Source organism: Terriglobia bacterium, assembly GCA_020073185.1.
Classification (GTDB): domain Bacteria; phylum Acidobacteriota; class Terriglobia; order Terriglobales; family Acidobacteriaceae; genus JAIQGF01.
On record JAIQFT010000065.1, the window covers coordinates 1 to 23057 of the forward strand.

Annotated in this window: 20 protein-coding genes; 13 read left to right on the forward strand and 7 right to left on the reverse strand. The window is 61.8% G+C overall.

Features of this window, described 5'->3' with window-relative positions; all coding sequences use genetic code 11:
* A partial coding sequence (locus LAN64_17900; GenBank protein ID MBZ5569705.1) for a hypothetical protein occupies positions 1 to 319 on the reverse strand: 319 nt, incomplete at its 3' end.
* A 43-nt stretch (positions 320 to 362) separates the two neighbouring features.
* On the opposite strand from LAN64_17900, the gene LAN64_17905 reads away from it, so the two are divergent.
* The gene (locus LAN64_17905; protein MBZ5569706.1) at positions 363 to 701 is read left to right on the forward strand and encodes a hypothetical protein; all 339 of its coding nucleotides are present in this window, start codon (positions 363 to 365) and stop codon (positions 699 to 701) included.
* Positions 702 to 1082: 381 nt separating this feature from the next.
* Here the strand turns inward: LAN64_17905 and LAN64_17910 are convergent, their stop codons facing one another.
* On the reverse strand, positions 1083 to 2264 hold the full coding sequence (locus LAN64_17910; protein MBZ5569707.1) for a M64 family metallopeptidase: 1182 nt from the start codon (positions 2262 to 2264) through the stop codon (positions 1083 to 1085).
* Positions 2261 to 2806, reverse strand: coding sequence for a hypothetical protein (locus tag LAN64_17915; protein ID MBZ5569708.1), 546 nt, complete (start codon positions 2804 to 2806; stop codon positions 2261 to 2263). The genes LAN64_17910 and LAN64_17915 overlap by 4 nt, the downstream gene beginning before the upstream one ends.
* 382 nt (positions 2807 to 3188) lie before the next feature.
* Between LAN64_17915 and msrB the strand changes: the two genes are divergently transcribed.
* Complete coding sequence (gene msrB / locus LAN64_17920) at positions 3189 to 3602, forward strand: peptide-methionine (R)-S-oxide reductase MsrB (protein ID MBZ5569709.1); 414 nt, start codon at positions 3189 to 3191, stop codon at positions 3600 to 3602.
* A 16-nt stretch (positions 3603 to 3618) separates the two neighbouring features.
* On the opposite strand, the gene LAN64_17925 is transcribed toward msrB, so the two are convergent.
* Positions 3619 to 3777: a hypothetical protein gene (locus LAN64_17925; protein ID MBZ5569710.1), complete on the reverse strand. Its 159-nt coding sequence runs from the start codon at positions 3775 to 3777 to the stop codon at positions 3619 to 3621.
* A gap of 152 nt (positions 3778 to 3929) precedes the next feature.
* Here LAN64_17925 and LAN64_17930 point away from each other — a divergent pair, with 152 nt between their 5' ends.
* The 4 genes from LAN64_17930 (at position 3930) to LAN64_17945 (ending at position 6605) form a co-directional block, all read left to right on the forward strand.
* Positions 3930 to 4346, forward strand: a complete 417-nt coding sequence (locus LAN64_17930) for a secondary thiamine-phosphate synthase enzyme YjbQ (GenBank protein ID MBZ5569711.1) — start codon at positions 3930 to 3932, stop codon at positions 4344 to 4346.
* Between the two features lie 374 nt (positions 4347 to 4720).
* The gene (locus tag LAN64_17935) at positions 4721 to 5293 is read left to right on the forward strand and encodes a hypothetical protein (protein ID MBZ5569712.1); all 573 of its coding nucleotides are present in this window, start codon (positions 4721 to 4723) and stop codon (positions 5291 to 5293) included.
* 128 nt (positions 5294 to 5421) lie between these two features.
* Positions 5422 to 5802, forward strand: a complete 381-nt coding sequence (locus LAN64_17940) for a PilZ domain-containing protein (GenBank protein ID MBZ5569713.1) — start codon at positions 5422 to 5424, stop codon at positions 5800 to 5802.
* 152 nt (positions 5803 to 5954) lie between these two features.
* The gene (locus LAN64_17945) at positions 5955 to 6605 is read left to right on the forward strand and encodes a hypothetical protein (protein ID MBZ5569714.1); all 651 of its coding nucleotides are present in this window, start codon (positions 5955 to 5957) and stop codon (positions 6603 to 6605) included.
* Between the two features lie 188 nt (positions 6606 to 6793).
* Here the strand turns inward: LAN64_17945 and selD are convergent, their stop codons facing one another.
* From selD to der, 3 genes are all read right to left on the reverse strand, one after another.
* Positions 6794 to 7858, reverse strand: a complete 1065-nt coding sequence (gene selD, locus LAN64_17950; GenBank protein ID MBZ5569715.1) for a selenide, water dikinase SelD — start codon at positions 7856 to 7858, stop codon at positions 6794 to 6796.
* Positions 7859 to 8157: 299 nt separating this feature from the next.
* Positions 8158 to 10236 carry a M13 family metallopeptidase gene (locus LAN64_17955; protein MBZ5569716.1) on the reverse strand — a complete coding sequence of 693 codons (2079 nt, stop codon included), beginning with the start codon at positions 10234 to 10236 and terminating at the stop codon, positions 8158 to 8160.
* Positions 10237 to 10382: 146 nt separating this feature from the next.
* Positions 10383 to 11942 (reverse strand): ribosome biogenesis GTPase Der, encoded by a 1560-nt coding sequence (gene der, locus LAN64_17960; protein MBZ5569717.1) that lies wholly within the window; start codon positions 11940 to 11942, stop codon positions 10383 to 10385.
* A gap of 221 nt (positions 11943 to 12163) precedes the next feature.
* Here der and LAN64_17965 point away from each other — a divergent pair, with 221 nt between their 5' ends.
* The 7 genes from LAN64_17965 (at position 12164) to gyrA (ending at position 22877) form a co-directional block, all read left to right on the forward strand.
* Positions 12164 to 12442: a hypothetical protein gene (locus tag LAN64_17965; GenBank protein MBZ5569718.1), complete on the forward strand. Its 279-nt coding sequence runs from the start codon at positions 12164 to 12166 to the stop codon at positions 12440 to 12442.
* On the forward strand, positions 12357 to 14522 hold the full coding sequence (locus tag LAN64_17970; protein MBZ5569719.1) for an ATP-dependent DNA helicase: 2166 nt from the start codon (positions 12357 to 12359) through the stop codon (positions 14520 to 14522). Before LAN64_17965 ends, LAN64_17970 begins: the two co-directional genes overlap by 86 nt.
* Positions 14523 to 14585: 63 nt before the next feature.
* Positions 14586 to 15017: a DUF4440 domain-containing protein gene (locus LAN64_17975; GenBank protein MBZ5569720.1), complete on the forward strand. Its 432-nt coding sequence runs from the start codon at positions 14586 to 14588 to the stop codon at positions 15015 to 15017.
* 156 nt (positions 15018 to 15173) lie between these two features.
* On the forward strand, positions 15174 to 17768 hold the full coding sequence (locus LAN64_17980) for a protein kinase (GenBank protein ID MBZ5569721.1): 2595 nt from the start codon (positions 15174 to 15176) through the stop codon (positions 17766 to 17768).
* Between the two features lie 49 nt (positions 17769 to 17817).
* Entirely contained in the window at positions 17818 to 19035 is a 1218-nt protein-coding gene (locus LAN64_17985; GenBank protein ID MBZ5569722.1) for a hypothetical protein, read from the forward strand.
* Positions 19036 to 19294: 259 nt separating this feature from the next.
* Positions 19295 to 20062: a hypothetical protein gene (locus LAN64_17990; protein MBZ5569723.1), complete on the forward strand. Its 768-nt coding sequence runs from the start codon at positions 19295 to 19297 to the stop codon at positions 20060 to 20062.
* 193 nt (positions 20063 to 20255) lie between these two features.
* Positions 20256 to 22877 carry a DNA gyrase subunit A gene (gene gyrA / locus LAN64_17995; protein MBZ5569724.1) on the forward strand — a complete coding sequence of 874 codons (2622 nt, stop codon included), beginning with the start codon at positions 20256 to 20258 and terminating at the stop codon, positions 22875 to 22877.
* Positions 22878 to 23057 lie beyond the last annotated feature (180 nt).

A 23057-nucleotide genomic window follows, 5' to 3' on the forward strand; every position in this document is an offset into this window, starting at 1 on the left:
TCCCGGCCACGTCGAGCTTGAACCCAGGATTGATGGTGCCGATGCCGACGTTGCCGTTAGCCGCCACCAGGAAGGATTTGCCGGGCACCGCAATGTTGTTTTCGTAGCGCAGAAATCCAAAATTATCCGCTGCATAGGCCGACTGCTGCAGCTCCCAGAAGCTATTGGGCAACGTGGTGTCGATGAGGCGCAGACGCGGCGAGGTGCCCTGCACGAACACGTCCGGCGCATTGACGACGCCGCCCACGTCCAAGGTGTAAGCCGGATTGCTCTTGCTGACGCCGACATTGCCGCTGACGTCGATGACCGCCGAGTTCACCAGGTTGGTGCCGGTGGCGTCGAACTTGCCGATGTAATTCAGGGTGCCGCCGGCGGTGGTGACCGGGGCCGAGGTGCCGGCGGGCGCGTTGGCGCTCTTCTTGACTGTGCTTGCGCCGGCGGTGGTCGAACTCGCCGTGCTGCCGCTGGAGCCGCTGGAAGCATCGGCGGCTGGGAACCGAGACCAGCAGCACGCGCGGCTGCTCGGCTTCCTGCTCTACCTGCACGCCGAGCCAGCGCGCTTCGTTCGTCGTGAACAGGTCCATCGGCACGCCGTCCTTGGAATTGGCGCCCAGCAGAACGCTGTAGTGCCCGCCCGGACGCAGTGTGACGTTCTGCACCTCCTGCCACAAGGGCGCGCCGCCGGTCTGATCCTGAAATAGCGAGAAGGTAATCCCGGCCGTGCCGGTGCGCGGTGTTGAGTCGTCGCCCAGGATGGTTCCGCTGAAACGGATCAGTCGCGGCAAAGATGGCGCCGGAGCCTGCTGCGGCGCCGCCGAAACACAGAGCCAGAACAAAGTGACAAAGAGTAGAGCCGAGATCCCGCGCATCAGACGCCTCCCAACGAAGTCAGCGACCAACCCAAGAAGAATTTTAGGAATATGTAGCGACAGTGTGTCTCCCGGCTGCGAAGGTGTCAACTGGGATATTTCGAAATCCGTAGGTATTGAAACGACATACTGGATTTCTGTGATGGGTGTTCCGCCGCGGGGCTGCGCACCGCGTGAGCGTGGTCATCAAGACGCAACCGAACTGAGCCCTGGTCAGTCGCTCGTCACCTGGACGAGGCGCTTTTTCGGCGACGTGATCCCTGGCGTGATCAATACGGTCCACGTCTGTGAATCCATGGTCAAGTTGTTGGGGTCGCTCCGCACCCAGTTCGTGTTGTCCTGTACTACAGCCTTTACGGAATGGGAAGCCAGGCTCAGCGTGCTGGTCTCCAAGACGAAACTCGTTCCAGATGCAACGAGGAGGCCATCCACATACCAGGAAACCGAAAGTGAATGTTGCACAGGCTGCAGAGGCGTTACGCTGAAACTGGGTTTCGTGCCCTGCGGCGCCGACAGCGAAGTACCTAAAGGGGTCGTGGAGTCAAGCGCGGAAACAAGGTTGTAAAGGCGCCGGACCATCTGCTCGTCATTGACCTGCTCGTACGGTTTTCCCAGGGTCCGCATTTTTGAATTGAATGTCGGACGATACATCCCTGTCGCACAATAATCCGCCCCTTCGTAAAGACCTGGCACTCCCGGTGTAGCTGTAGTGGTGGGTATAGGCGTTGAAGCGCCAATCCAAAGCTCCCATTTGATCTGGTCTCGGGCGGTCTGGGTAGTGGCATTGGCCGCGCTTGGTTCCGCAAGGTCACAGGGAGGAGGATTGGTGGTGTACTCGTCGGCCAGCAGCCCATGCGTGTGGCCGAATTCGTGCAGGATAGTCTCGACCGCTTGGGAGTTTGTAGACGACACCAAAACTGACCCGCCGGACCCGCCGTAGGTCGAGTCATTGACCAATACGAATACGTAATCGCGTTGGTTAGCCGGCAACGCTGAGCTGACTGCCGCATTGACCTTGGTGGTGTCGACGCAAATGAGCCGGGCGATCCCCTCACAACCATAGTAGGCGTCGAACGCGGTGTTCTTAATTACCGGCGGAGTCAATTCTTGGTGAGTCGCGCCCGACTCCGCGCTGGCCACGAAAAGAGTCCTCACATTGAAGTAGGTTTTGTAATCGACGTATATCTCCCCACTATTGAAAATGGCGTTGATGAAGGTATTCACATCAGAAGTAAATTTAGCCGACTCCGACGATGTATATCCTTCTGACAAGAAGGCAATGTCGATGCGATTGGCGGGGTCACCGTTGGACAGAATCGTCGAGACCGTCTGGGACTTGGCTGGCGAAATCGAAACCAGGCAGCAGAACAGGAAAGAGAATATTCTCGTCCTCATTGCAGCGGACCTGGCGGAAGCTTCACGGCGCCGACCGGTGACAGGCGAAGGGCGCCCGTGCTGTCCCAACTCGGGCTCAAGACGCGCACCTCAGCCGCGTCGATCGTGTCGGGAACAGAAACCTCCAGCGTCACGTCTGTACGGTAGAAGGTGTAGTTATGCAAGTTGCCATGGTCGTCCGGAAACTCTCCGCGAACTAGGCGCGGATCGACGATGATTCGCCAGTAACGAACCGTGCCTTGCTGGTCGAGAACAATGACCACCAGGTCGTCCTTGGAAATCTCGCTGGAGCGCTGGCGCGGAGGCGGATTGTTGCGCTCGATTCGTTCGACAAACTGCATTTGCTCGCTGGAGGGAGCATTCGGCTGACCTTTGGCAGAGTGCCAGGAGATTCGGAAGTCATGAGCACCCTTAGGACGTTGGGTTTCCACTGCAACTCTGTGCCCCATCTTTTCCAGCAGTTGCGGCACCATAGGCCGGGCGTAGCCAGACCCGGCCTGAGCAAGCATTACAGCGGAGTATCCGATGGTCAGCAGGCCCATGATGGTACAGTGGAGCACATTGTTGCGCATCGCCCGGGCCCCTCTCTAACAGTTCTCTGCCGGAATCTCCTTGTTGACTTTGAAGACGGCGCCATTGAACGCGCATTTCGCTCGTTCGCGACAATGTAAAACGATTTTCATGGGGAGCACTCCCGACGGTACCATCCGCACCAGCAACTGCCTGAACTGCCCGATGTTGCGGCCTGTCGAGGCCTCCGCAGAGTTCGTTTGCTCTCAAAACCACGCGAGCACTGGCGCTGTTGCCATGATACTGTCACTTGCGCCAGCTTCAAAAAGGAAATGTGGGGCCAAGCGGCTCCGCGCTGTCGGTTGGGGAGCAACTGGTTATACTGGGCTCACAGAACCAGGGAAGAGCGGGGATATGACTGACAAAGTCAAAAAGAGCGACGCGGAATGGCGGAAAGAGCTCACGCCCGAGCAATACCACGTCACCCGGGAGCACGGCACCGAGCGCGCGTTCAGCGGCGAATTTTGGAAAACCAAGACGCCCGGAGTTTATGCCTGCGTCTGCTGCGGCGAGCCGCTGTACAGCTCGGAAAGCAAGTTTGACTCGGGCACGGGATGGCCCAGCTTCTGGGCGCCGATCCAGCCGGAGAGCATCGCGCAGAATAGCGATTCCAGCTTCGGCATGATGCGGACGGAAGTGCGCTGCGCCCGCTGCGACGCCCACCTGGGACATGTTTTCCCCGACGGGCCCAAGCCTACGGGCGCTCGCCACTGCATCAACTCGGCCGCGCTTAGGCTGCTGCCAGAAAAAAACCAGCGCGCCGTCTGATTCGCGCCGACGTCTGTCAGGCAGCGCGGCGGCGGTGACTCACTTCGTCCGTGTGCCGCCCTGCGAGGCGGGTGTGCTCCAACCATCGGCCGCCGCCGAGAATCACGACGGCCGCGGCGAGGAACAACGCCAGAAAAAGCAGCAACACGAGCGTCATGGCGGAGGCGTTCGTCATGGCACGACCTCCCTGCGTCTATGATGATCCCATTCTTCATGCCGGTGGCTGATTATCGCGGTAACGGAAGTTGTAGGCTCGTTCATTTTGGGAATGGAGGCGCGCACCTGTCCCGATGCGAGCGGGGTAAACTCGCAGTTGGGGAACCAGCCATGGCACATCAACAGCAAATCTCACTGCACACCCGCGGTCCCGGCGACATGCATGACCTCACGGCGCAGGTTGCGTCCATCGTGTCCTCCTCCAAGGTGCGGACGGGCATGGTGAATGTGTTCAACGTTGGCTCCACCGCCGCGGTGGGCACAATCGAGTTCGAACCCGGGCTGCAGCGCGACCTTCCGCAAATCCTGGACAAGCTCATCCCGCCGAGCCGCCACTACGGCCACGAGCAGGCGTGGCACGACGGCAACGGCCACTCGCATCTGCAGGCGACGCTGCTCGGACCGTCGCTGACCGTGCCCGTCGCCGACGGCAAGCCGCTGCTTGGGACCTGGCAGCAGATCTTCCACCTGGAATGTGACGTTCGCGGGCGACAGCGGACCGTGGTGGTCACCGTCTTGGGGGACTAGCTGTTTCTTACAGATTTGGATTCAACAACTTAGCTGCTCTCCAACAGAACTGGGCGCAAGCCGCAACAGTGAGTCGTGCCACCGCTAATCATGGCGGACCTGATTCTCACACAGACTATTCTAAGTGAACCATGTCACTTAAGGTGCGGACTCCCTCAGGTGCTGAAGCCCGCGTTATTGGCGGCTCCGGGAGCCATGTGAAGCCGTCCCCTTCCCAAAACCATCAATGAGAAAACTTCTCCTACGCGCCCCCATAATCAAAGGTGCACGTCCTTCCGTAAGTGTCGTAACCCGCGACATAGGTTCATTCTTGTTGCAGCGAATGTGGGGACGTTGCGCGCGCATCAGGCGGGGTCCCCGCGCAGGAGGACTACATGCGCCAGGATCTTGCGCCCCAAGGCAGCCAGGGACCTGCACGGCTGCTGCGCTTTGCCATTCAGTTACCGATGCGTTACCGCCACGCCGGCTCCTTCCAGTGGTATCGCGGGGTCACCGACGACATCAGTTGCTCAGGCATGCTGTTCCGCGGGCCGGTGCCGATGGAGTTGTTCGCACCGGTGGAGGTACGCCTGATGCTGCCGCGGCAGATCACCGGCGAGGCGGCCGCCACCATGCTGTGCGGCGGCTTCATCGCGCGCGTGCTGGACAGCAAGGCGTCGAACGAAGAAGCGCACCTGGCAGCCACCTTCACGACTTACCGGCTGCTGACCACCAACGGGCACCGGCGCGACGAGGTCAACCTTTCGGAGAGCGCCGCCGCCGCGACCCGCGACGACCTGATCGGGCAGTTCGTACACGAGTTCCGCAACATGCTCGAGGTGGTGATCGGCCACGCCGATCTGCTGCTGATGCGGGAGGATCTGGACGCGTCGGTGCGCACCTCGGCCATGCGCATTCGCGAAGCCGGCGAGCGCGCTGCCACCCTGACCAAGGCGCTGGGAGGGTAGCCGGTTGCGGGTTTTCCTTGGCGCATACCTGGCCTCGCACTGGCAAACTCCGCTTGGACCCGCCCCTTGGTAACTTGCCGCTTCCCTAATACAAGGTTAACTTCGGCTCTGTATCAGGGAGCATGACGATGGCTCACTCCGATGTGGGAATTGCAGGCCCGGCGCCGTCGTTCCGCGAACTGCGCCGCTGGCCGCGCCTCAAAATCCGGGTGCCAGTCACGGTAATCCTGCGCAAGTCGAACAAGACGGTGTATGTGGACGGCCGCGGCACCGACCTGAACCAGGGGGGTATCGCCGTGTTTGCCGGGGCGGAGTTGGCCATCGGGGAAGAGGTCGAGATCAGCTTCACGCCGCCCTATCGTGGCGAGCCGCTGGTGGCGCGCACCTTCGTCCGCAACCGCCGCGGGTATGTCTACGGGATGGAGTTCATTCAAGACAGCAAAGAGGACGCCCTGCGCGTGGAACGCATCCGCCAAGTGCTGCGCGCGCTGGGAACAGAAGTGGCATAGGCCTTTTCAGCTTGAAGATTTGAGATTGAAGACTGCACAGTGAGCCCGGCAAAAATGCCGGGCTTTTTCTGTTGACGAATGGGCGATTGCAGATTGGTGGTTTGCCCCGCTTGGCGCGCTGCACAGTTCCCGGCGCGATAAAATACGCGGGCATGGATTCGAAAGCAAATCAGGTTTATGTGACCCGCTCGGGGTTGCCGCTGCGCATCGCGCTGGACTGGCCGTTTCACCGATCGCACTCCGGAGCCGACTTTCACGTGCTCCACGGGACGGTATCGCTGGAGAACAGCGATGACCTCCTCCCCAGCGTGCACGCGCTGGTCGCCTTGCAACTGACGGTCACGGTGCGCGAGGTGCTGCCCTCGCTGGAACCAAGAGATGCGGAAACACCGGCCATTAACACGGTGCGCAAGGCGGTGGACCGCAAGGAACTGGAGTTCCTCAAGACGCCGAAGCGCGTGCCCGTACCTTTCAACAGCCGGGCCTACGACTTCAAACGCAGCAAGTGGGCCTTTGGCGAGGCGAGCGACGAGGAACGGGCAGCGCTTCTGCTGCGCAAAGTATTTTGGGAGACAAAGCAGGGTGCCTCGCGCGTCTATTTGTGCGACCTGGCGGACGCGCAGTACCTGGACACCACGCCGGAGCACCTGGTCGCTGTCGCCCGCCGGTTGCCGGGGCTGCGAGTTTCGGGAGAGTACGCCGAAGCGTCTCCGGAGTTGATGGCGCGCGCGGCGGAAATCGAGCACCAGGCCCGTACCGCGCGCGAAGAGTTGGAAAAGAAGCACGCGTTTGAAAGAGGATAGGGCCAATGCATTGCCGATTGTCGATTTAGGAAACGCCAACCGCACGAGCCTTCCTGAAGAAGGTAGGTCCCTTCGACTCGGACGCGGGAACTCGCCGTGCAAACCCGGCGCGGCTGGTTGGTTTGGCGCGTCCTCGCTCAGGATGACAGCCACTAGTTTTTTTCGCGATGCCTAAGCGACAACTTCGATCAGACGACTGCGATTAAAGGTTGCTTGCGCGGGAGGACCTCGCCGATTAACGCGGCGGGGATTTTTTGGGCGCGCAGAGCGCTGAGGAGATCGGCGGCGGAGTCCGCTGCCACCGAAATCAACAGGCCGCCGGCGGTTTGCGGGTCAAATAGCAGGGTGCGGATTTCATCCGGGACGGCGGCATCGAATTCCACCGCACACTCCGCAAACTCACGATTATTCTTCAGCCCGCCGGGAATATAGCCGGCGCGCACACACTCCACCGCGCCCGGAAGCAGCGGAACCGCCGCCGCGTGAAGGCGCAGCGACACGGAGCTGGCCAGCGCCATCTCGCGCGCGTGCCCGACGAGGCCGAAGCCGGTGATGTCGGTTAAGGCGTGCGTGGTCAGTGGCCAGTGGTCAGCGGACAACGCGGTGATGACTTCGGATGCCGTCTTGTTCAGCGTGGTCATGGATTCCACCGCGGCGTCGATCCAGCTTGGCTCGGCTTTGCCTTTCTTGATCGCGGTGGAGATGACGCCCGTGCCCAGGGCCTTGGTAAAGATCAATTTGTCGCCCGCACGCGCGCCCGCGTTGGCGAGCACGCGATCCGGGTGAATCGTGCCGGTGACTGCGTAGCCGAACTTGAGTTCATCATCACGGATGGAATGCCCGCCAACAATGGTGCAGCCGGCTTCCACCATCTTGCTGAGCCCGCCGGCCAGGATCTGCTCCAGCACGTCGAGGTCACCCTTGTCGGGGAAGCAGACGAGGGTGAGCGCGTTGAGCGGGCGGCCACCCATGGCGTACACGTCGCTCAGCGAATTGCTGGCCGCGATCTGGCCGAAGGCGTAAGGGTCGTCCACGATCGGGGTGAAGAAGTCCACGGTCTGGACTAGCGCGAGCTCGGGCGAGATTTTGTACACTCCGGCGTCGTCGGCTTTGTCAAAGCCGACCAGCACGTTGGGGTCCTGTTGCCGGGCTAATTTCCCAAGCACCGCGTCCAGCGCCGCCGGACTAAGCTTGGAAGCTCAACCCGCAGCCTTCACCTGCTCGGTGAGGCGGATGGACTTGATTTCCGACATGGCAAGATTTAACCACAGAGGGCACCGAGGAAAAGGAAAAAGCGAGCCATGGATTGCCACGGATTCTCACGGATCTGAATTTTTGTCGTTTCTGATCCGTGTCATCATGTGCAACTCGGAGCCCCTGCGGCAACCCGCGCAAAAGCGGGCGCGGTCATCTGCCGCATCCTCGCTCAGGACAGCTGGTAAAGTTGTTCGTCATAAGCGCTCGAGGGCGAGCGCGCTCCAACATCTGTCCTCCGCCATGCGCGGGCAAGGGCACCCGCGCCACAAAGTACGCGAGCCTCACCCGACCAGCATCACCAGACGCGGCAAGCGTGCTGGCGGACCATGGGCTGGCCCGGCTTGCAGCCGTACGCCTGCCAGAATTCCGGCATGTTGGAGACGACATTGTTCGTGCGCAGCATGGGCAGCGAGTGCGGGTTGGTGACGACTATGGTGCGCGCGACTTCCGGCCGGATGTTGTAGCAGGATTTGTAGGCCTGGGCGAGGAAGAACCTCTGGCGCGGGGTCCAACCGTCGGCCTCCTTGTCGTCGACCGACTTTCCCTTTTCTTTGTAAAGCTTCTCCAGCGCCATAAACGCCAAGCGGGTGCCACCGTTATCGGCAGTGTCTTCGCCCTGGGTCAAACGGCCGTTCTGCTTTATGCCGATGCCCGGGACCTCCGCGGTGTACTCATCCGCGATGCACTTGCCGCGCTGCTCGTATTGTTCCGCGTCCTGCGGCGTCCACCAGTCGCGCAGATTGCCGTTGCCATCGAACTTGCGACCCTGATCGTCGAATCCGTGAGTGATTTCGTGACCGACGACGCTTCCGATGGCGCCGTAGTTGACGGCGTCGTCCAGCCCCGCGTCAAAAAACGGCGGCTGCAGGATGCCGGAAGGGAAGTTGATGGTATTGAGCTGAGAGTCGTAGTAAGCATTGATGGTCGGCGGGGTCATAACCCACTCGCCGCGGTCCACCGGCTTGCCAATCTTGTCGAGTTGGCGATGGAATTCGAAGATGGTGGCCTGGGCGACATTGTCGGACCAACTGGCGCAGGAGATCTTGACGGAGGAATAGTCGCGCCAGTGGTCGGGATAGCCGATCTTGTCCTCGATGGCCTTGAGCTTGCCTTCGGCCTGCTGCTTGGTAGCGGGGGCCATCCAGTCGATCTGCTGGATGTCTCGGGAGAGCGCGTCCTCGACGTTGTCCACCAGCGCGGCGGTACGCACCTTGCTTTGAGGGGGAAACGCCTTGGCAACGTAGGCTTGCCCGAGCGCCTCGCCCAGGTCGCGATCGGCGGCGCGAACGCAGCGTCGCCAGCGCGGCTGCACCTGCTGGGCGCCGGTCAGAGTACGCCCGAAGAAGTCGAAATTTTCCTCGACAAATGGCTGGCTGAGATACGGCGCATGCTGCGACAGAGTCCACCAGCGCAGGTAGGCTTTCCAGTTGGAGAGCGGCTCGGATTTGATGAGCGGTTCGAGGGCGGTGAAAAAAGCAGGCTCGCTGACGATGTAGTGCTTGGGCGCGGGCGCGCCGATCAACTTCAGGTACTCGTCAAAGTTGAACGAAGGCGCCAGCGCCTTGACTTGCGCCAGGCTCATTACGTGGTAGAGATTCTTGGGGTCGCGGCGGCGAACCGCGTCCATGGCTGCGCGTGCCATCGCGGTTTCCATTTTCACGATTACCGAGGCGTCGGAAGCCGCCTGTGCCGCTGGTTCGCCCGCCAACGCCAGCATCTTGCGAACGTGTTCCTGGTACTTGGTGCGGATTTCCTTCAGGCGCGGATTGTCCTCAAGGTAGTAATCGCGGCCGGGCATGCCCATGCCGCCCTGGTCGAAAAAGGCGACGACGAGGGTGGCGTCGGCAAAATCCTGGCTGGGCCCCAAGCCGAAGACGGGTGCGCTGGTTTGATTGTCGCCAGCCGCCCAGACGGCGGGCGCGGACATGTGGAGACGCGCCAATGTGGCCGGAAGCTGGGCGGTCGAACGCATAGCGTCAATGGCATCGAGCAGCGGCTTGATGGGCTTGAGTCCGGCGGCGTTGACGCCGGCTTCATCCATGCACGCCGCCCAGTAATCCCCGATCTTCTGCTGCAATGGAGTGCGTTTGGGATCGGGCCGGGAAGCCTCGACCAGCGCGTCGCGCAACACGGTCTCGTTCCAGATTTGCAGATTGGAGCTGACGCCCCACGCCGCCTGGTCGGCGGGAATCGGGTTTGCCGCCTGCCATTTCGAGCACACGAATTTGTAAAAATCGGTGCACGGGTCGAGCGAGCGGTCCACCCCGTCCACCTTGACATGGTTGAGCTCAGGCGCGGGCGGAAACGCAGTAGAAGGTGTTTGTGCGAAAACCGGGCAGGCAACCAGCAGGGCACAGACAATCAAGATGCGCATGGCAACGCTCCGGACGGGGATTATACGCGGAGCGTGACGGAAACGCCGCCGCGCAGGGACGAACGTGCAGCCGGCCTGTGCCAATGGACGCGCGGGAACCTCAAAGGTAATCCAAGGATTCCATTTTTCCTCTGTTCCCTCTGAGGTTAACTGCGCGCGCGGGTCTTGATGCGGATGGGAGAGCCGACGAAGCCGAAGACGCGGCGAATCTGGTTCTCCAGGAAGCGCTCGTAGGAGAAGTGGAGCTTGACGGCGCGGTCGGTGAACAGAACGAATGTTGGCGGCGAGGTTCCCGCCTGCGTCATGTACAGGATCTTTACCCGCCGCGAGTAGGGCACCGAGGCGCGGTCGAAGTCGACGCTCTGCACGAAGCGGTTGATCGCTGCCGTGGGAATTCGTTTGCGGCGCTCAGCCGCCACCTCGGTCACCAGCTCGAAAATCTTGTCCACGTTCTTGCCTGCCTTGGCGGAGACGAACACCACCGGCGCGTAATCCAGAAACTTCAGTCCGTGCCGCAGCTCCTGTTCGTAGATGTGGCGGTCGGCGGGCTTGTGGCCGTTGCCGCTGCCGGCGCGTGCTGCCAGTCGGGCATTCATGCTGCCGCGGCGAAAAGCGACGCCGCCGCGATGGCACGTGGTGGCACGGCGCGCCTGCTCATCTTCTTTTTTCTTGGCGACCAGGTCCCACTTGTTGACCACGATAATCACCGAGCGGCCGCTCTCGTGCGCGTAGCCGGCGATATTGGCGTCGAGCGCGGTGGCGCCCTCGGCGGCGTCCACCACCAGCAGCGCGATGTCGGCTTGCTCCAGATTCTTGCGCGCCATCACCACGGAAAGTTTCTCGGCTACCAACTTGGTCTTGCCTTTGCGGCGGATGCCGGCAGTATCAATGAAGCGGTAAGTTCGGCCGCCGCGCTCCACGATTTCGTCCACCGCGTCGCGGGTGGTGCCGGGAGTCGGTGAGACGATGGCGCGATCGGTCGAAGTCAGCGCGTTCAGCAGGGTGGACTTGCCCACGTTGGGCCGGCCGATGATGGCGACGCGTGTCTCGCGTTGTGTACGCGCGTCCTCGGATCGACCACCCTCGGCTTCGGGCTCCGGGGGTTCGTCGTCCAACGAGGCTTCTTCCATGTGGGGGCGGGTCTCCGACCCGCCATCCCGGGTCGGAGACCCGGGCCACACGGTCTCGGGGATGGTCTCTATCACCGCGTCCAGCAGCTCCGCCACACCCAGGCCGTGCTCCGCCGATACGGGATACAGGTTGCGGATACCGAGACGGCGAAAATTTTCCGCGTCCGGCTCGAGCTTGGGCGTGTCGATCTTGTTGACCGCGAGAAAGAGCGGCTTGCCGCTGCGAATCAGCAAGCGTGCCAGGTCGATGTCGGGCGCGGTCAGCTCGCTGCGGCCGTCCACGACCAGGACGATGACGTCGGCTTCGTCGAGCGCGACGCGGGCCTGACGAAAAATTTCCGCCGGGATCTCGTCTTTGTCTTCCGGGACGATGCCGCCAGTGTCAATGACGCGCAGGCGCCACCCGCCCCAGTCAGCCTCGCCGTAGAGGCGGTCGCGGGTGACGCCGGGCTCGTCGGTCACAATGGCGCGCCGTCGCCCGATGAGCTTGTTGAAGAGCGTGGACTTGCCGACGTTGGGCCGACCGACGATGGCCAGGGTCGCCGGGTGGACAGCGGATTGGGCGCGACTAGACAAGCGACTCCGTGGCTCAGGAGATGTCCTATTCTTCCAAGGACTTTACCTTCGCGCACCAAGCCTATCAAATAGTCGTTCCACCTAGCGCGATCTGAGCGTGACGGGCGCATCAGGAAAAACTCAGGCCTCAGCGGAATTCCAGGATTCTTGCCGTATTTTTCGAAGTAGGGGAGCACGCTACGCCCGCGCTGGCTAACATTTATGGAAAGCTGCTCGCCATTATGTTCGCCCAAATAATACTGAGCCAGTATGGCTACGGCCTCGTTGCCTGCTTCGGTTTTGTCCTTGAACACGGCGTCAAGCTGGTCCTCAAGCCGATTCTCACCGTCGCTGCTGCCGTCGTTTGCGATCACGGCATTTGGCACCGGACCAACGAGCATTCGCACCTGTTTTCGCATGGTGGCGCGTCCCGCAATGCACCATGCGCCATACAGTGCACCGAGCCCAATCAGAACTACTATCAAAAATTGCGCAACGAACCTGAGCTTTTTCATAAATAATCCACACACGTCGTTCAAAGCTATTATTGTCCCAGTGTCCAGCCCTACTCAGTCCGTAGTTCCGCCTTTCGTTCGCGGAACCCTATACCAGTTCTTTGCGCCCGGCGGGCTGCTGTCGAAGACCCACCCAGCATACGAATTCCGTCGCGGACAGTTGCAGATGGCGGAAGAGGTCGGAAAGGCGCTGGCGGAAAAGCGTCACCTGATCGTCGAGGCCGGCACCGGCACCGGCAAAACTCTCGCTTACCTTCTGCCGGTGATTCGCAGCGGCCAGCGCGTCATTATTTCTACCGGCACCAAGACCCTCCAGGAGCAGCTCTTCTATAAAGATGTTCCGTTTCTCACACAGCACATTGGCGAACTGAAAGTCTGCTACATGAAGGGCCGGAACAATTATCTGTGCCGCAAGAAACTCTACGACCTCACCGATCAGCCGGTGTTGAGCGGGCTGGAGGAGATCGAGCAATACCGCGCCATCGCGGAATGGGAGAAGACCACGAAGACCGGCGACCGCTCCGAACTGGTCACCATCGCCGACTCCAGCCAGCTCTGGCCCAAGCTGGACGCACGCGCCGAGGCCTGCATCGGCCAAAAGTGCCAGCAGTTCGACCGCTGTTTCATCACCGAGATGCACCGCAAGGCCGCCGAGAGCGACATCATCATCGTCAACCACCACCTCTTCTTTGCGGACATGGCGGTCAAGATGGCGGCCGACTACGCGCCCGACGCCGGCGTCCTGCCCGAGTGCGCCGCCGTCATCTTCGACGAAGCGCACGAACTGGAAGACGTGGCTGCCAGCTATTTCGGGGTGAGCGTCAGCACGCCGCGTTTCGAAGAACTCGCCCGCGACGTGGACGGTACGCTGCAGAAGAAGCAGCTCGCCTCGGCCGCGCTGCTGCAGTCCACCGCGACCTTGCGCGACCACGCACAACGCTTCTTCTCGCTGCTGCCGCCGGGCGAAGGGCGCTTCGCCTTCGACGGCCGGCGCGAGTTCCTGGAGGAAAATGGCGACGAGTACCAGGCGGTCATGCGCACGCTCGGGCGGCTGCAAGCGGAGCTGCAGAAGATCAAGAACAAACCCGACGAGTTGCACATGCTGATCCGCCGCGCTCAGGAGATCCAAGTCCACCTGGGATTCGTCATGGAGAACGAGGACAAGAACACGGTGTTCTGGATCGAACGGAGAGGTGGTGTGGCTCGGGTCTCTGACCCGCCGAGAAGCCGCGAGTCTCACGGGTCAAAGACCCGTGCCACACGCTTTGCTTCCGGCCGCCAGCAAGTGTTCCTGCAGGCCACGCCGATTGACGTCTCGCAAATCCTGCGCGGGTACCTGTTCGACAAGCTGGAAACCGCGGTGCTCACCTCGGCCACGCTCGCCGTCAGCAACGGTTTTGACTACACCCGCACGCGGCTCGGGCTGGAGCACGCGCGCGAGCTGATGGTGCCCTCGCACTTTGATTACGCATCGCAGGCCATGCTCTACATCCCGCCCGACCTGCCCGATCCGCGCATGCCCGACTTCGCCGCGAGAGCCGCCGGGCGCATTCGCCGCCTGCTGGAGATCACGCAGGGGCGCGCCTTCTGCCTGTTCACCAGCTACGCGCAGATGCACGACATCCACGACCGCCTGCTCGCCGAACTGGCGTACCCGGTGCTGATCCAGGGACAGGCGCCGAAGAACGCGTTACTGGAGGAATTCCGCGCCACGCCCAACGCGGTACTGTTCGCCACCGCGTCGTTCTGGCAGGGTGTGGACGTGCAAGGCGAGCAGTTGAGCTGCGTCATAATCGACCGCCTGCCGTTCGCCGTGCCCAACGATCCCGTGGTCGCGGCGCGCATCCGCGCCATTGACGCTGCCGGTGGCAACGCCTTCTTCGATTACCAGGTGCCGGCGGCGGTCATCACCCTGAAGCAGGGTTTCGGGCGTCTGATCCGCTCGCTGCACGACCGCGGCCTGCTGGCGCTGATGGACAATCGCATTCTGAAAAAGCAGTACGGCAAGGTCTTCCTGGAGAGCCTGCCGAAATATCGCAGAACGACACAAATGAGTGATGTAGAGAGATTTTTCGGGGTGGAGTAGGGTTCACCACAGAGGCACAGAGGCACGGAGAAACGAATGCGTGGATCCTTCGTTCCGCTCAGGATGACATCCGCCCTTGTTCTGGTGATGGCGTCAGTACTTGCTTTCGCGCAGAACTCTGCAGAGGTACAGAAGGCCGCCATCCGCTCCCTTCTCGCCACCCAGGTGGACGCTTGGAACCGCGGCGATCTCGAAGGCTTCATGGCCGGATACTGGAAGTCGCCCGAGCTGTCGTTCATCTCCGGCGCCGACGAAACGCGCGGCTGGCAGCCTACGCTGGAGCGCTATCGCAAGAAGTATCAGGGCGAAGGCAAGGACATGGGCAAGCTCGATTTCTTCGACCTGCGCGTCGAGATGCTCGCGCCCGACGCCGCCTTCGTGCGCGGTCACTGGCATTTGAAGATGAAGAATGGCGAGGAGCCGGCCGGACTGTTCACCTTAATATTGCGCAAATTTCCCGACGGCTGGAAAATCATTCACGACCACACGTCGTGAGCGGGGGTCAGTGGTCAGGAGTCAGGAGTCGGCTACAACACAACTTCACGCTGACTCCCGACTCCTCGGTTATTCTGATAGTTTGGCGCGTGCAGGGAGGGGTAATTGCGGCAAGTCGGACATTATCGGGTATTGGAGCGCATCGGTTCCGGCGGCATGGGGACGGTCTATGCCGGCGAGGATATCAATCTCGGGCGGCGGGTCGCGCTCAAGTTCCTTTCCGTCGAACTGGCGTCCAACGCGGAGGCGCTGGAGCGATTCAAGCTGGAGGCGCGCACCGCGTCGTCGCTCAACCATCCCAACATCTGCACCATTTACGAGGTCGGCGAGTCCGACGGCGAGTACTTCATCGCCATGGAGCTGATCGACGGCGAGCCGCTGGACAAATACCTGGCGCATCATCGGGCGGACTTGCAGGAAATGCTGGACCTCGCCATTCAAATCGCGGACGCCCTGGACGCGGCGCACTCGCAGGCGATCGTGCATCGCGACATCAAGCCGGCCAACATCGTGGTGACGGAGCGCGGACAGGTGAAAGTCCTCGATTTCGGGTTGGCAAAGCTGGTGGCAGAGCGACGTGCCGAGAAATTCGCCGCGGTCGCTGTTACCGCAGCCAACGCCGCCGAGCATCTCACCTCGCCAGGCTTCGCGGTAGGAACCACCGCGTACATGTCCCCCGAGCAAGCGCGCGGCAAAGGGCTCGACGCGCGCAGCGACCTGTTCTCATTCGGCGCCGTGCTCTACCAGATGACCACCGGCCGCCTGCCATTCGAGGGAGATACAGCCGCCGTCATCTTCGATGGCATCCTGAACCGCACGCCCGTCCCGCCGCGCGAATTGAATCCGGACATTCCGCCCAAGCTCGACGAGATCGTTCGCACCGCGCTGGAAAAAGACCGCGACCTGCGCTACCAGAATGCTGCCGACATGCGGGCCGAGCTCAAGCGCCTGAAACGCGACACCAGCTCCGGCCACGTAAGAATTCCCAGCAGCGCGGTTGTGGTAGCGCCATCATCGGCGGTACTGCCCGGAGCGCGCGGCAAGCGCAATGTGTTGATCGGCGCCTTTGCCGCCGTCGTGCTGATTGCCGGCGCTCTCGGCGCATATCTGTGGTCCAATCGCTCGCGCGGCTTCAACCTGCAGAACATGAGGATCGCGCAGGTCACGGAGAGCGGCAACGCCGGCGCCTCGGCGCTTTCTCCCGACGGCCGTTACATTGTCTACGTGTTGCGCGACGGCGCGCAGGAGAGCCTGTGGGTGCGGCAGGTGGCCACCGGCAGCAATGTGCAGGTGCTGGCGCCCGACCAAGCTCACTACATTGCTCTCAGCTTCACGCCCGACGGCAATTACGTGATGTTCGTCCGCTCCGACAAATCAACCCTGAATTTCCGTTACCTGTACCAGATGCCGGTGCTGGGCGGCACGCCGAAGCAGCTCTATCGCGATGTGGACTCCGCGCCGACCTTTTCGCCCGACGGCCAGGAGATTGCCTACACCCGCGGCGTTCTGGATCCGCTGCAGAACGTGCTCCTGATTGCGAAAATCGACGGCAGTGGAGAGCGCGAGTTGATCCGCCGAAAGGGATTCAACATCGGCCAAATGCCGGTGGCGTGGTCACCCGACGGCCAGAATCTGGCGCTCGTCTCGCCGGAGACACAAGGCAATAGCAGCCGATGGATCGTGGAGATCGTCTCCGCTAAGAGCGGCGCGGTGCGCGAACTGTACGCAGCGTCGCTGCCGCTGGGCGCGCTGACATGGCTGCCGGACGGCTCGGGTCTGCTGATAGTTGGCGCCGACCTGCAAAGCCGGCGAGGGCAGATATTTTTCTTGAGCTATCCCAAGGGAGAGCTCAGCCGTTTCACCAACGATCTTACCAACCACGATACTTGCTGCCTGGAAATTACCCGTGACGGCAACGCGCTGGTCGCGCTGCAGAACACGATCTCGAGCGACGTCTGGGTAGGCAGCGCCGATGGCTCGGACGCCAAGCAGGTCACCTCAGGCGAGGCGCTCGGTCTCGGTCTCCAATGGGTCGGCGACCAGATCATGGCCGGAACCGAGTACGGCCAGTGGTCGCTGATGAATGCCGACGGCAGCGGGAAAACGTTGCTGAACGGGGAGCGCGATCCCCGGTTCCAACTCAGCGCCTGCGGCGATGGCAAACACATCGTCTACACCACATGGCATGATGGAATTTTTGGGCTTTGGCGCAGCGATGTAGACGGTTCCAATGCCAAAGAGCTGATTCCGAAGTTGGCGGGCGTCGCCGGCGGAGGATGCGCGCCCGACGGGAAGTCGGTCTTTTATGCCGTCGACGGCGTGGTGTGGCGAATGCCGATTGACGGCGGCGCGTCCGAAAAAACCGATCTGCCGTATACGGAACTGGGGTTTTCCAATGACGGCCAGCTTATGTTTTCGCGAGTGCAGCGGGTGGAAGGCGGGAACATGACGAGCAAAATGGTCGTCGGACCGGCCGCTTCACCCTCCTCCATTCAATACAGTTTTGACGCGCCCTACGGCATACAATCGCCGGAATTCACTCCCGACAACAAGGCCCTCGCCTTCATGCTGACCCGTAAGGGCGCAACCAACATCTGGGAGCAGCCGCTCTCCGGCGGCGACCCGGTGCAGCTGACCAAGTTCACCAGCGGCGACATGTTCGCCTTTGCCTGGTCCAAAAACGGCAAGCAACTCGCCATGTCGCGAGGACGGCGGAAGTCCGATGTGGTGATGATGAGCAATTTCCGCTGAGCCGGCGGCGTTGGCGCTGTTTGCCGTCGCGTGATACAACGTTTTTCCGATGTCCCTCGGCCCCGGTACCGCGTCCGTTCCCGCCCATGAAACAGCAGTCGGACGGCGCGACTATATCGTCGTTCTCGGCTCGCCCGTCGGCAAGCCGCAAATCCTGGCCGCGTTCCTGCTCCTTACTTTCCTCGCGCAATGCCTCTGGCTCGCCGTGCATTTGCCGATGAGCGAAATGGAACTATCCCAAATCCGCCAGGGAGAAACGCTGATCCTGCAACACACGGTGGCGCCTGAAGCGGCGCGCACGCCCATGATTCCGATCCTCGCGGCGCTTCCGCTGGTTGGTTCCGGCATCAGCGTCACCGCTGGTGCCCGGCTCATGTACGCTCACCCGCGCTCCTGGCGCTGGCGCGCGCGCCTGCTGTTCATCGCCATCGGGATGATGCTGGGTGCCTCGTTGTGGTACGTCTCGCGACGCCTCTACGGCAACGCCGGCGGATACATTGCGCTCTCGCTCTACGCCTTCTCGCCCGCGATCATCATCCGCGCCGCGACCATTCAGCCCGCGATTGTCGCTGCCTGGGGCGCATTCGGCGCCGTCTTTACCGCCATTGCCGTGGCGCACACGCTGTACGCGCCGCGCGAGGTCGTACTCTGGAACTGGAAACGCATCGCACTGCTGGGGCTATCGATGACCCTCGCGGTGGGATCGCAATTCGCCCTGGCTGCCGTCGCGCTGCTGGCGTTCGGCTTCATGCTCTACCTGGTTCCCGAGCGACGCGGCGCCGCGCTGGCGATCATGGCGGCCTCCTGCGTGGTCGGATTCGTATTGCTGTTCGCCGCTTACGGGTTCGACGCGCATGCTCTCGCTGCCTCCGCGCGCGGACTTCATGCCGCCGACTTCGCTCCGCAACTGCTTGCGCGCAGGCTGACCTACACGCTGCTGGCGGTCTTCTTCATGCGCATGCCGGGAGTGCTGGTCGCGCTGGCGGCGGCGCTGATCGCCTACGCGGCGTGGCGGCGCCCGCGCTTCTTTGGCGTGAGCGCGCCGCTTGCGGTGTTCGCGGTTCTGATCCTGTTCGGCATCACCATGCCGCATCTCGGCGGCTATAACCTGTTTGTCGCCGCGTTGCCCTTCGCCTTCGTCTTCATCGCCGGCGTCTTTGCCGACCTGCTCGAGACCCCCTACTCCGGGCTGGTGTTCGGCATCCTCACCGGCGTGCTGGTGGCGCACGCTGCTTTCAGCGTGGCGGGACTGATGAGAATTGGGTGATTGGGCGATTTGCTGATTGGAGATTGCCGAGGAACGAATCGGCAAATCAGCAAATCACGCAATCAGTAAATGCGGCGCAACTCCCGCCCTGGAATCGGGTTTCAATGAGTAAGGGCCGGGTCATCGGAGCGGCGGTGGTGCCCCGTTATCGAAACTGCCGCTCCGGTGGCCTGTATTTCCCCCCATGTTCGTCCCGAAAGAGGAAGGCGCATCCGCCGCAGTGGAGCGGAAATCCAAGAATCGGGGATATCATTGAGATATGAAGCGGGCATGGATCACGATCGCGGCACTCACACTCATTGCGCTCCCAGCCATGGGCCAGATTCGGGGTATGCCGGCCTCGGTCACCTCGATGGCTCCGGGGCGCAGTTCTAATCCCGGGCCCCCGGCCAGCGTGACCTCCCTCGGCCCCCACGGCTATCCCACGAACTGTTCGGCGGGAGGCATCAGCCCGCTGATTTCGTCTGCCTTGGGATGCACGCCCATTCAGTTCACTACCGGCTACTACTCTCCTGACCCGCGCGATCGCGGCCGGGTCAACCAGCACCCCAGGCGCCATAATCAGGGCAGCTCTTACTACCCCGTGTACGTGCCCTACGCTTATCCCGTGGCCGTCGCCGTGGAACCGGAAGAGGAACAGGAAGCTGAGCCCGATCCTCCCGCGCCCACCATCTTCGAACATCGTGCGACCAGCGAGCGCATGCCCGCCGACAATTCGCGCTACGGCACGCACTATCTCGATGCGCGCGAAAGCCAGAAGCCTGAGCCAGTGCCCGAAGTCTCCGACAACCGCGTCATGCCCTCCACCACTCCCGCGCAAGAGCAGTTTCCGGTCCTGCTCATCTACCGCGACGGTCACGAGCAGGAAGTCCGCAACTACGCCATCGTCGGTCAGACGCTTTACGACCTCGGCGCCTTTGTCGCCCACAGGGTCCCGCTTGCTGACCTGAATCTGCCTGCGACGATCAAAGCCAACGATGACCGCGGGGTGGAGTTTGCGCTCCCCGCGTCGGTGAAGCTGGACTGATTCCTGGGAGCGCGTCGGCCCTGGAACGCGTGAGTAGAAGCGACCCGTTCTGCTATAATGAGGAGTGCTCTTCCCGGATGTAACTTCATGTAAATGCAAAGAGTTAGGCACTGCCGACTATCCGCCGCGCGGGCGCTTGGTGCGCTTCAAAACGGAGTTCAACAGGCCAGGAGCTAACAGCTAAGAGCTATTCATGGCAGACGAACAGAATCCACAACTTCCCCTGAATCCGACCGGCGGTGACGGACAAGGTCCGGGTGCCGCCAACGTGCAGCCGATCAACATTGAAGAGGAGATGCGGCGGTCATATCTCGACTATTCAATGTCGGTGATCATTGGCCGCGCGCTGCCTGACATTCGCGACGGCCTTAAGCCGGTGCATCGGCGCATTCTCTATGCCATGCACGACATGGGGCTGCTCTCCAACCGCAAGCACGTCAAGTGCGCCAAGGTGGTGGGCGAATGTCTGGGCAAATATCACCCGCACGGCGACACGGCGCTTTACGATGCGCTGGTGCGCATGGCGCAACCGTTCTCCATGCGCTACCCGCTGGTGGACGGACAGGGCAATTTCGGATCGGTGGACGGCGATCCCGCGGCGGCTTATCGGTACACCGAAGCGCGCATGACCGCCATCGGGGAAGAGTTGCTCGCCGACATTGACAAAGAAACGGTGGACTTCGTCGCCAATTTTGACGACACCACGGTCGAGCCGGTCGTGCTCCCGACCATGGTTCCCAACCTGCTGGTGAATGGTTCGAATGGAATCGCAGTCGGCATGGCGACCAACATTCCGCCGCACAATCTGACCGAGATCGTGGACGCCTGCATCACCTTGGTGAATCATCCGGCCGCCTCACTCGACGACGTCATGAAGTTCGTCCAAGGGCCCGACTTCCCAACCTACGGGATCATCCACGGCCGCAGCGGAATCAAGGCGGCGTACCAGAGCGGCCGCGGACGCTTCATGATGCGCGCCAAGGCAGCCATCGAGAACCTGACCAAGGAGCGCCAGGCGATCATCATCACCGAGATTCCCTACCAGGTGAACAAGTCGCGGCTGGTGGAACGCATCGCCGAGCTGGTCAACGACAAGTCGATTGACGATGTCAGCGACATCCGCGACGAAAGCGATCGCGATGGCATGCGCATCGTGATCGAGCTCAAGCGCGGCGCCGAACCGCAGATCGTGCTCAACCAGCTCTACAAGCACACCCAGATGCAGGAGAGCTTCAGCATGATCTTCCTGGCCGTGGTCAACGGACAACCGAAGGAGATGGGGCTGGTCCAGGCGATCCAGCACTTCATCGATCACCGCATTGACGTTGTCCGCCGCCGCACCGCCTATTTACTGGGCAAGGCCAAGGACCGCGAGCACATCCTGGAAGGCTACCAGCTTGCGATTGATCAGCTCGACAACGTGATCGCCATCATCCGCGGCAGCGGCAACCGCACCGAGGCGCGCGAAAACCTGGTCGCCTACTTCGGCGGGCGCCCGATCGAAGTCAACGTCAACGGCAAGAAATCGAGCCTCTCGGTCGGGCGCAACAAGCCGGAGAAGGGCTTTGACGCCAAGCAGGCCGAAGCCATCCTCGAACTGCAACTACATCGCCTGACGCGTCTTTCGATTGACGAGGTCGTAAACGAGTTGAAGGACGTGCGCGAGCGCATCGCCGAATACGAGTCCATCCTCGGCTCGGAGAAAAAACTGCGCGGCGTCATCGTCAAGGAAATGGAGGAAGTTAAGAAGAAATTCGGCGACGAGCGCCGCACCCAGATCGTGGACGAGGCCGCCGAAATCCAGCTCGAAGACCTGATCGTGGACGAGCAGGTCGCCGTGACCGTGTCGCACTCCGGTTACCTGAAGCGCACGCCGATTACAACGTACCGCTCGCAGCGCCGCGGCGGCATGGGACGCACCGGGATGAAGACGCGCGAAGAGGATTTCGTCGAGCGTTTGTTCATCGCCTCCACTCACGCCTACCTGCTCATCTTCACCAATACCGGCCGCGTGTACTGGCTCAAAGTGTACGAAGTGCCCGACGTCGGCGCCGCCGGCAAGGGCAAGCACGTCGGCAACCTGGTGGCGCTGCAACCGGGCGAAAGCGTCCGCACCATTGTGCCGGTGCGCGATCTGGACAAGAAGACGCCGCTGAAGGATTTTTCCAACGTGATGTCGCGCGGCATTATTGCCATCGGCATTGACAAGGACGACGAGCTGGTCGCCGCCGCCGTTACCGATGGATTCCAGATCGTCTTCCTGGCGTCGCACGAGGGCATGGCCATCCGCTTCGACGAAGAAGACGTTCGCCCCATGGGCCGTCCCGCCTACGGGGTGCGCGGCATGGATCTCGACAAGGGCGACTACATCGTCGGCATGGCGATCACGCCCAAGAGCGAAGCCAAGGTGAACGGTGACCGCAAGAACGGCAAAGACAAGGACAAAGACGCAGACATCGAACCGACGGCCAACCTGATTCTCTCGGTCACCGAGATGGGCTACGGCAAACGTACCGGGGTGGACGAGTATCGCCTGCAATCGCGCGGCGGCAAGGGCGTGATCAACGTCAAGACTACTTCACGCAACGGCAAAGTGGTCGGCATCCTGCTGGTCAGCGACGAGAGCGAGGCCATGGTGATCTCGCAGTACGGCAAGATCATCCGCATCGCGACCAACCAGATTCGCGAGGCCGGCCGCTCGACGCAGGGCGTCCGCCTGCTGCAACTGGATTCCGACGACAAGGTCGCGGCGGCAGTGGTGATCCCGAAGGAAGAAGCGGAGAACGGGAACGGGGAGCCGACGCTGATTCAGTAACCAAGTCTCGATGTCAGAAAGGGCGTGCTCATCCATGCCCTATTAGAGCGGATTCATGGTTGCTGTACCCTGTAGCCGCAGTGGCGGAACCAAGCGACAGCGTTGTCGGCAGTAATCGACGAGATCGCTTCCGCAGCGGCCTGTTCCAGGGCTTCCGCAAGTCGTGCTTTGGCACTGCGG

Excerpts from the sequence above, each read along its gene's own strand:
- LAN64_17915 (MBZ5569708.1), bottom strand. The coding sequence starts at position 2,806 with ATGGGCCTGCTGACCATCGGATACTCCGCTGTAATGCTTGCTCAGGCC.
- LAN64_17990 (MBZ5569723.1), top strand. The coding sequence starts at position 19,295 with ATGAAGCGGGCATGGATCACGATCGCGGCACTCACACTCATTGCGCTC.
- LAN64_17965 (MBZ5569718.1), top strand. The coding sequence starts at position 12,164 with ATGTTCGCCCAAATAATACTGAGCCAGTATGGCTACGGCCTCGTTGCC.
- LAN64_17980 (MBZ5569721.1), top strand. The coding sequence starts at position 15,174 with ATGGGGACGGTCTATGCCGGCGAGGATATCAATCTCGGGCGGCGGGTC.
- LAN64_17970 (MBZ5569719.1), top strand. The coding sequence starts at position 12,357 with ATGCACCATGCGCCATACAGTGCACCGAGCCCAATCAGAACTACTATC.
- gyrA (MBZ5569724.1), top strand. The coding sequence starts at position 20,256 with ATGGCAGACGAACAGAATCCACAACTTCCCCTGAATCCGACCGGCGGT.
- LAN64_17985 (MBZ5569722.1), top strand. The coding sequence starts at position 17,818 with ATGTCCCTCGGCCCCGGTACCGCGTCCGTTCCCGCCCATGAAACAGCA.
- LAN64_17910 (MBZ5569707.1), bottom strand. The coding sequence starts at position 2,264 with ATGAGGACGAGAATATTCTCTTTCCTGTTCTGCTGCCTGGTTTCGATT.
- LAN64_17925 (MBZ5569710.1), bottom strand. The coding sequence starts at position 3,777 with ATGACGAACGCCTCCGCCATGACGCTCGTGTTGCTGCTTTTTCTGGCG.
- LAN64_17955 (MBZ5569716.1), bottom strand. The coding sequence starts at position 10,236 with ATGCGCATCTTGATTGTCTGTGCCCTGCTGGTTGCCTGCCCGGTTTTC.
- LAN64_17930 (MBZ5569711.1), top strand. The coding sequence starts at position 3,930 with ATGGCACATCAACAGCAAATCTCACTGCACACCCGCGGTCCCGGCGAC.
- LAN64_17940 (MBZ5569713.1), top strand. The coding sequence starts at position 5,422 with ATGGCTCACTCCGATGTGGGAATTGCAGGCCCGGCGCCGTCGTTCCGC.
- LAN64_17975 (MBZ5569720.1), top strand. The coding sequence starts at position 14,586 with ATGACATCCGCCCTTGTTCTGGTGATGGCGTCAGTACTTGCTTTCGCG.
- LAN64_17945 (MBZ5569714.1), top strand. The coding sequence starts at position 5,955 with ATGGATTCGAAAGCAAATCAGGTTTATGTGACCCGCTCGGGGTTGCCG.
- msrB (MBZ5569709.1), top strand. The coding sequence starts at position 3,189 with ATGACTGACAAAGTCAAAAAGAGCGACGCGGAATGGCGGAAAGAGCTC.
- LAN64_17935 (MBZ5569712.1), top strand. The coding sequence starts at position 4,721 with ATGCGCCAGGATCTTGCGCCCCAAGGCAGCCAGGGACCTGCACGGCTG.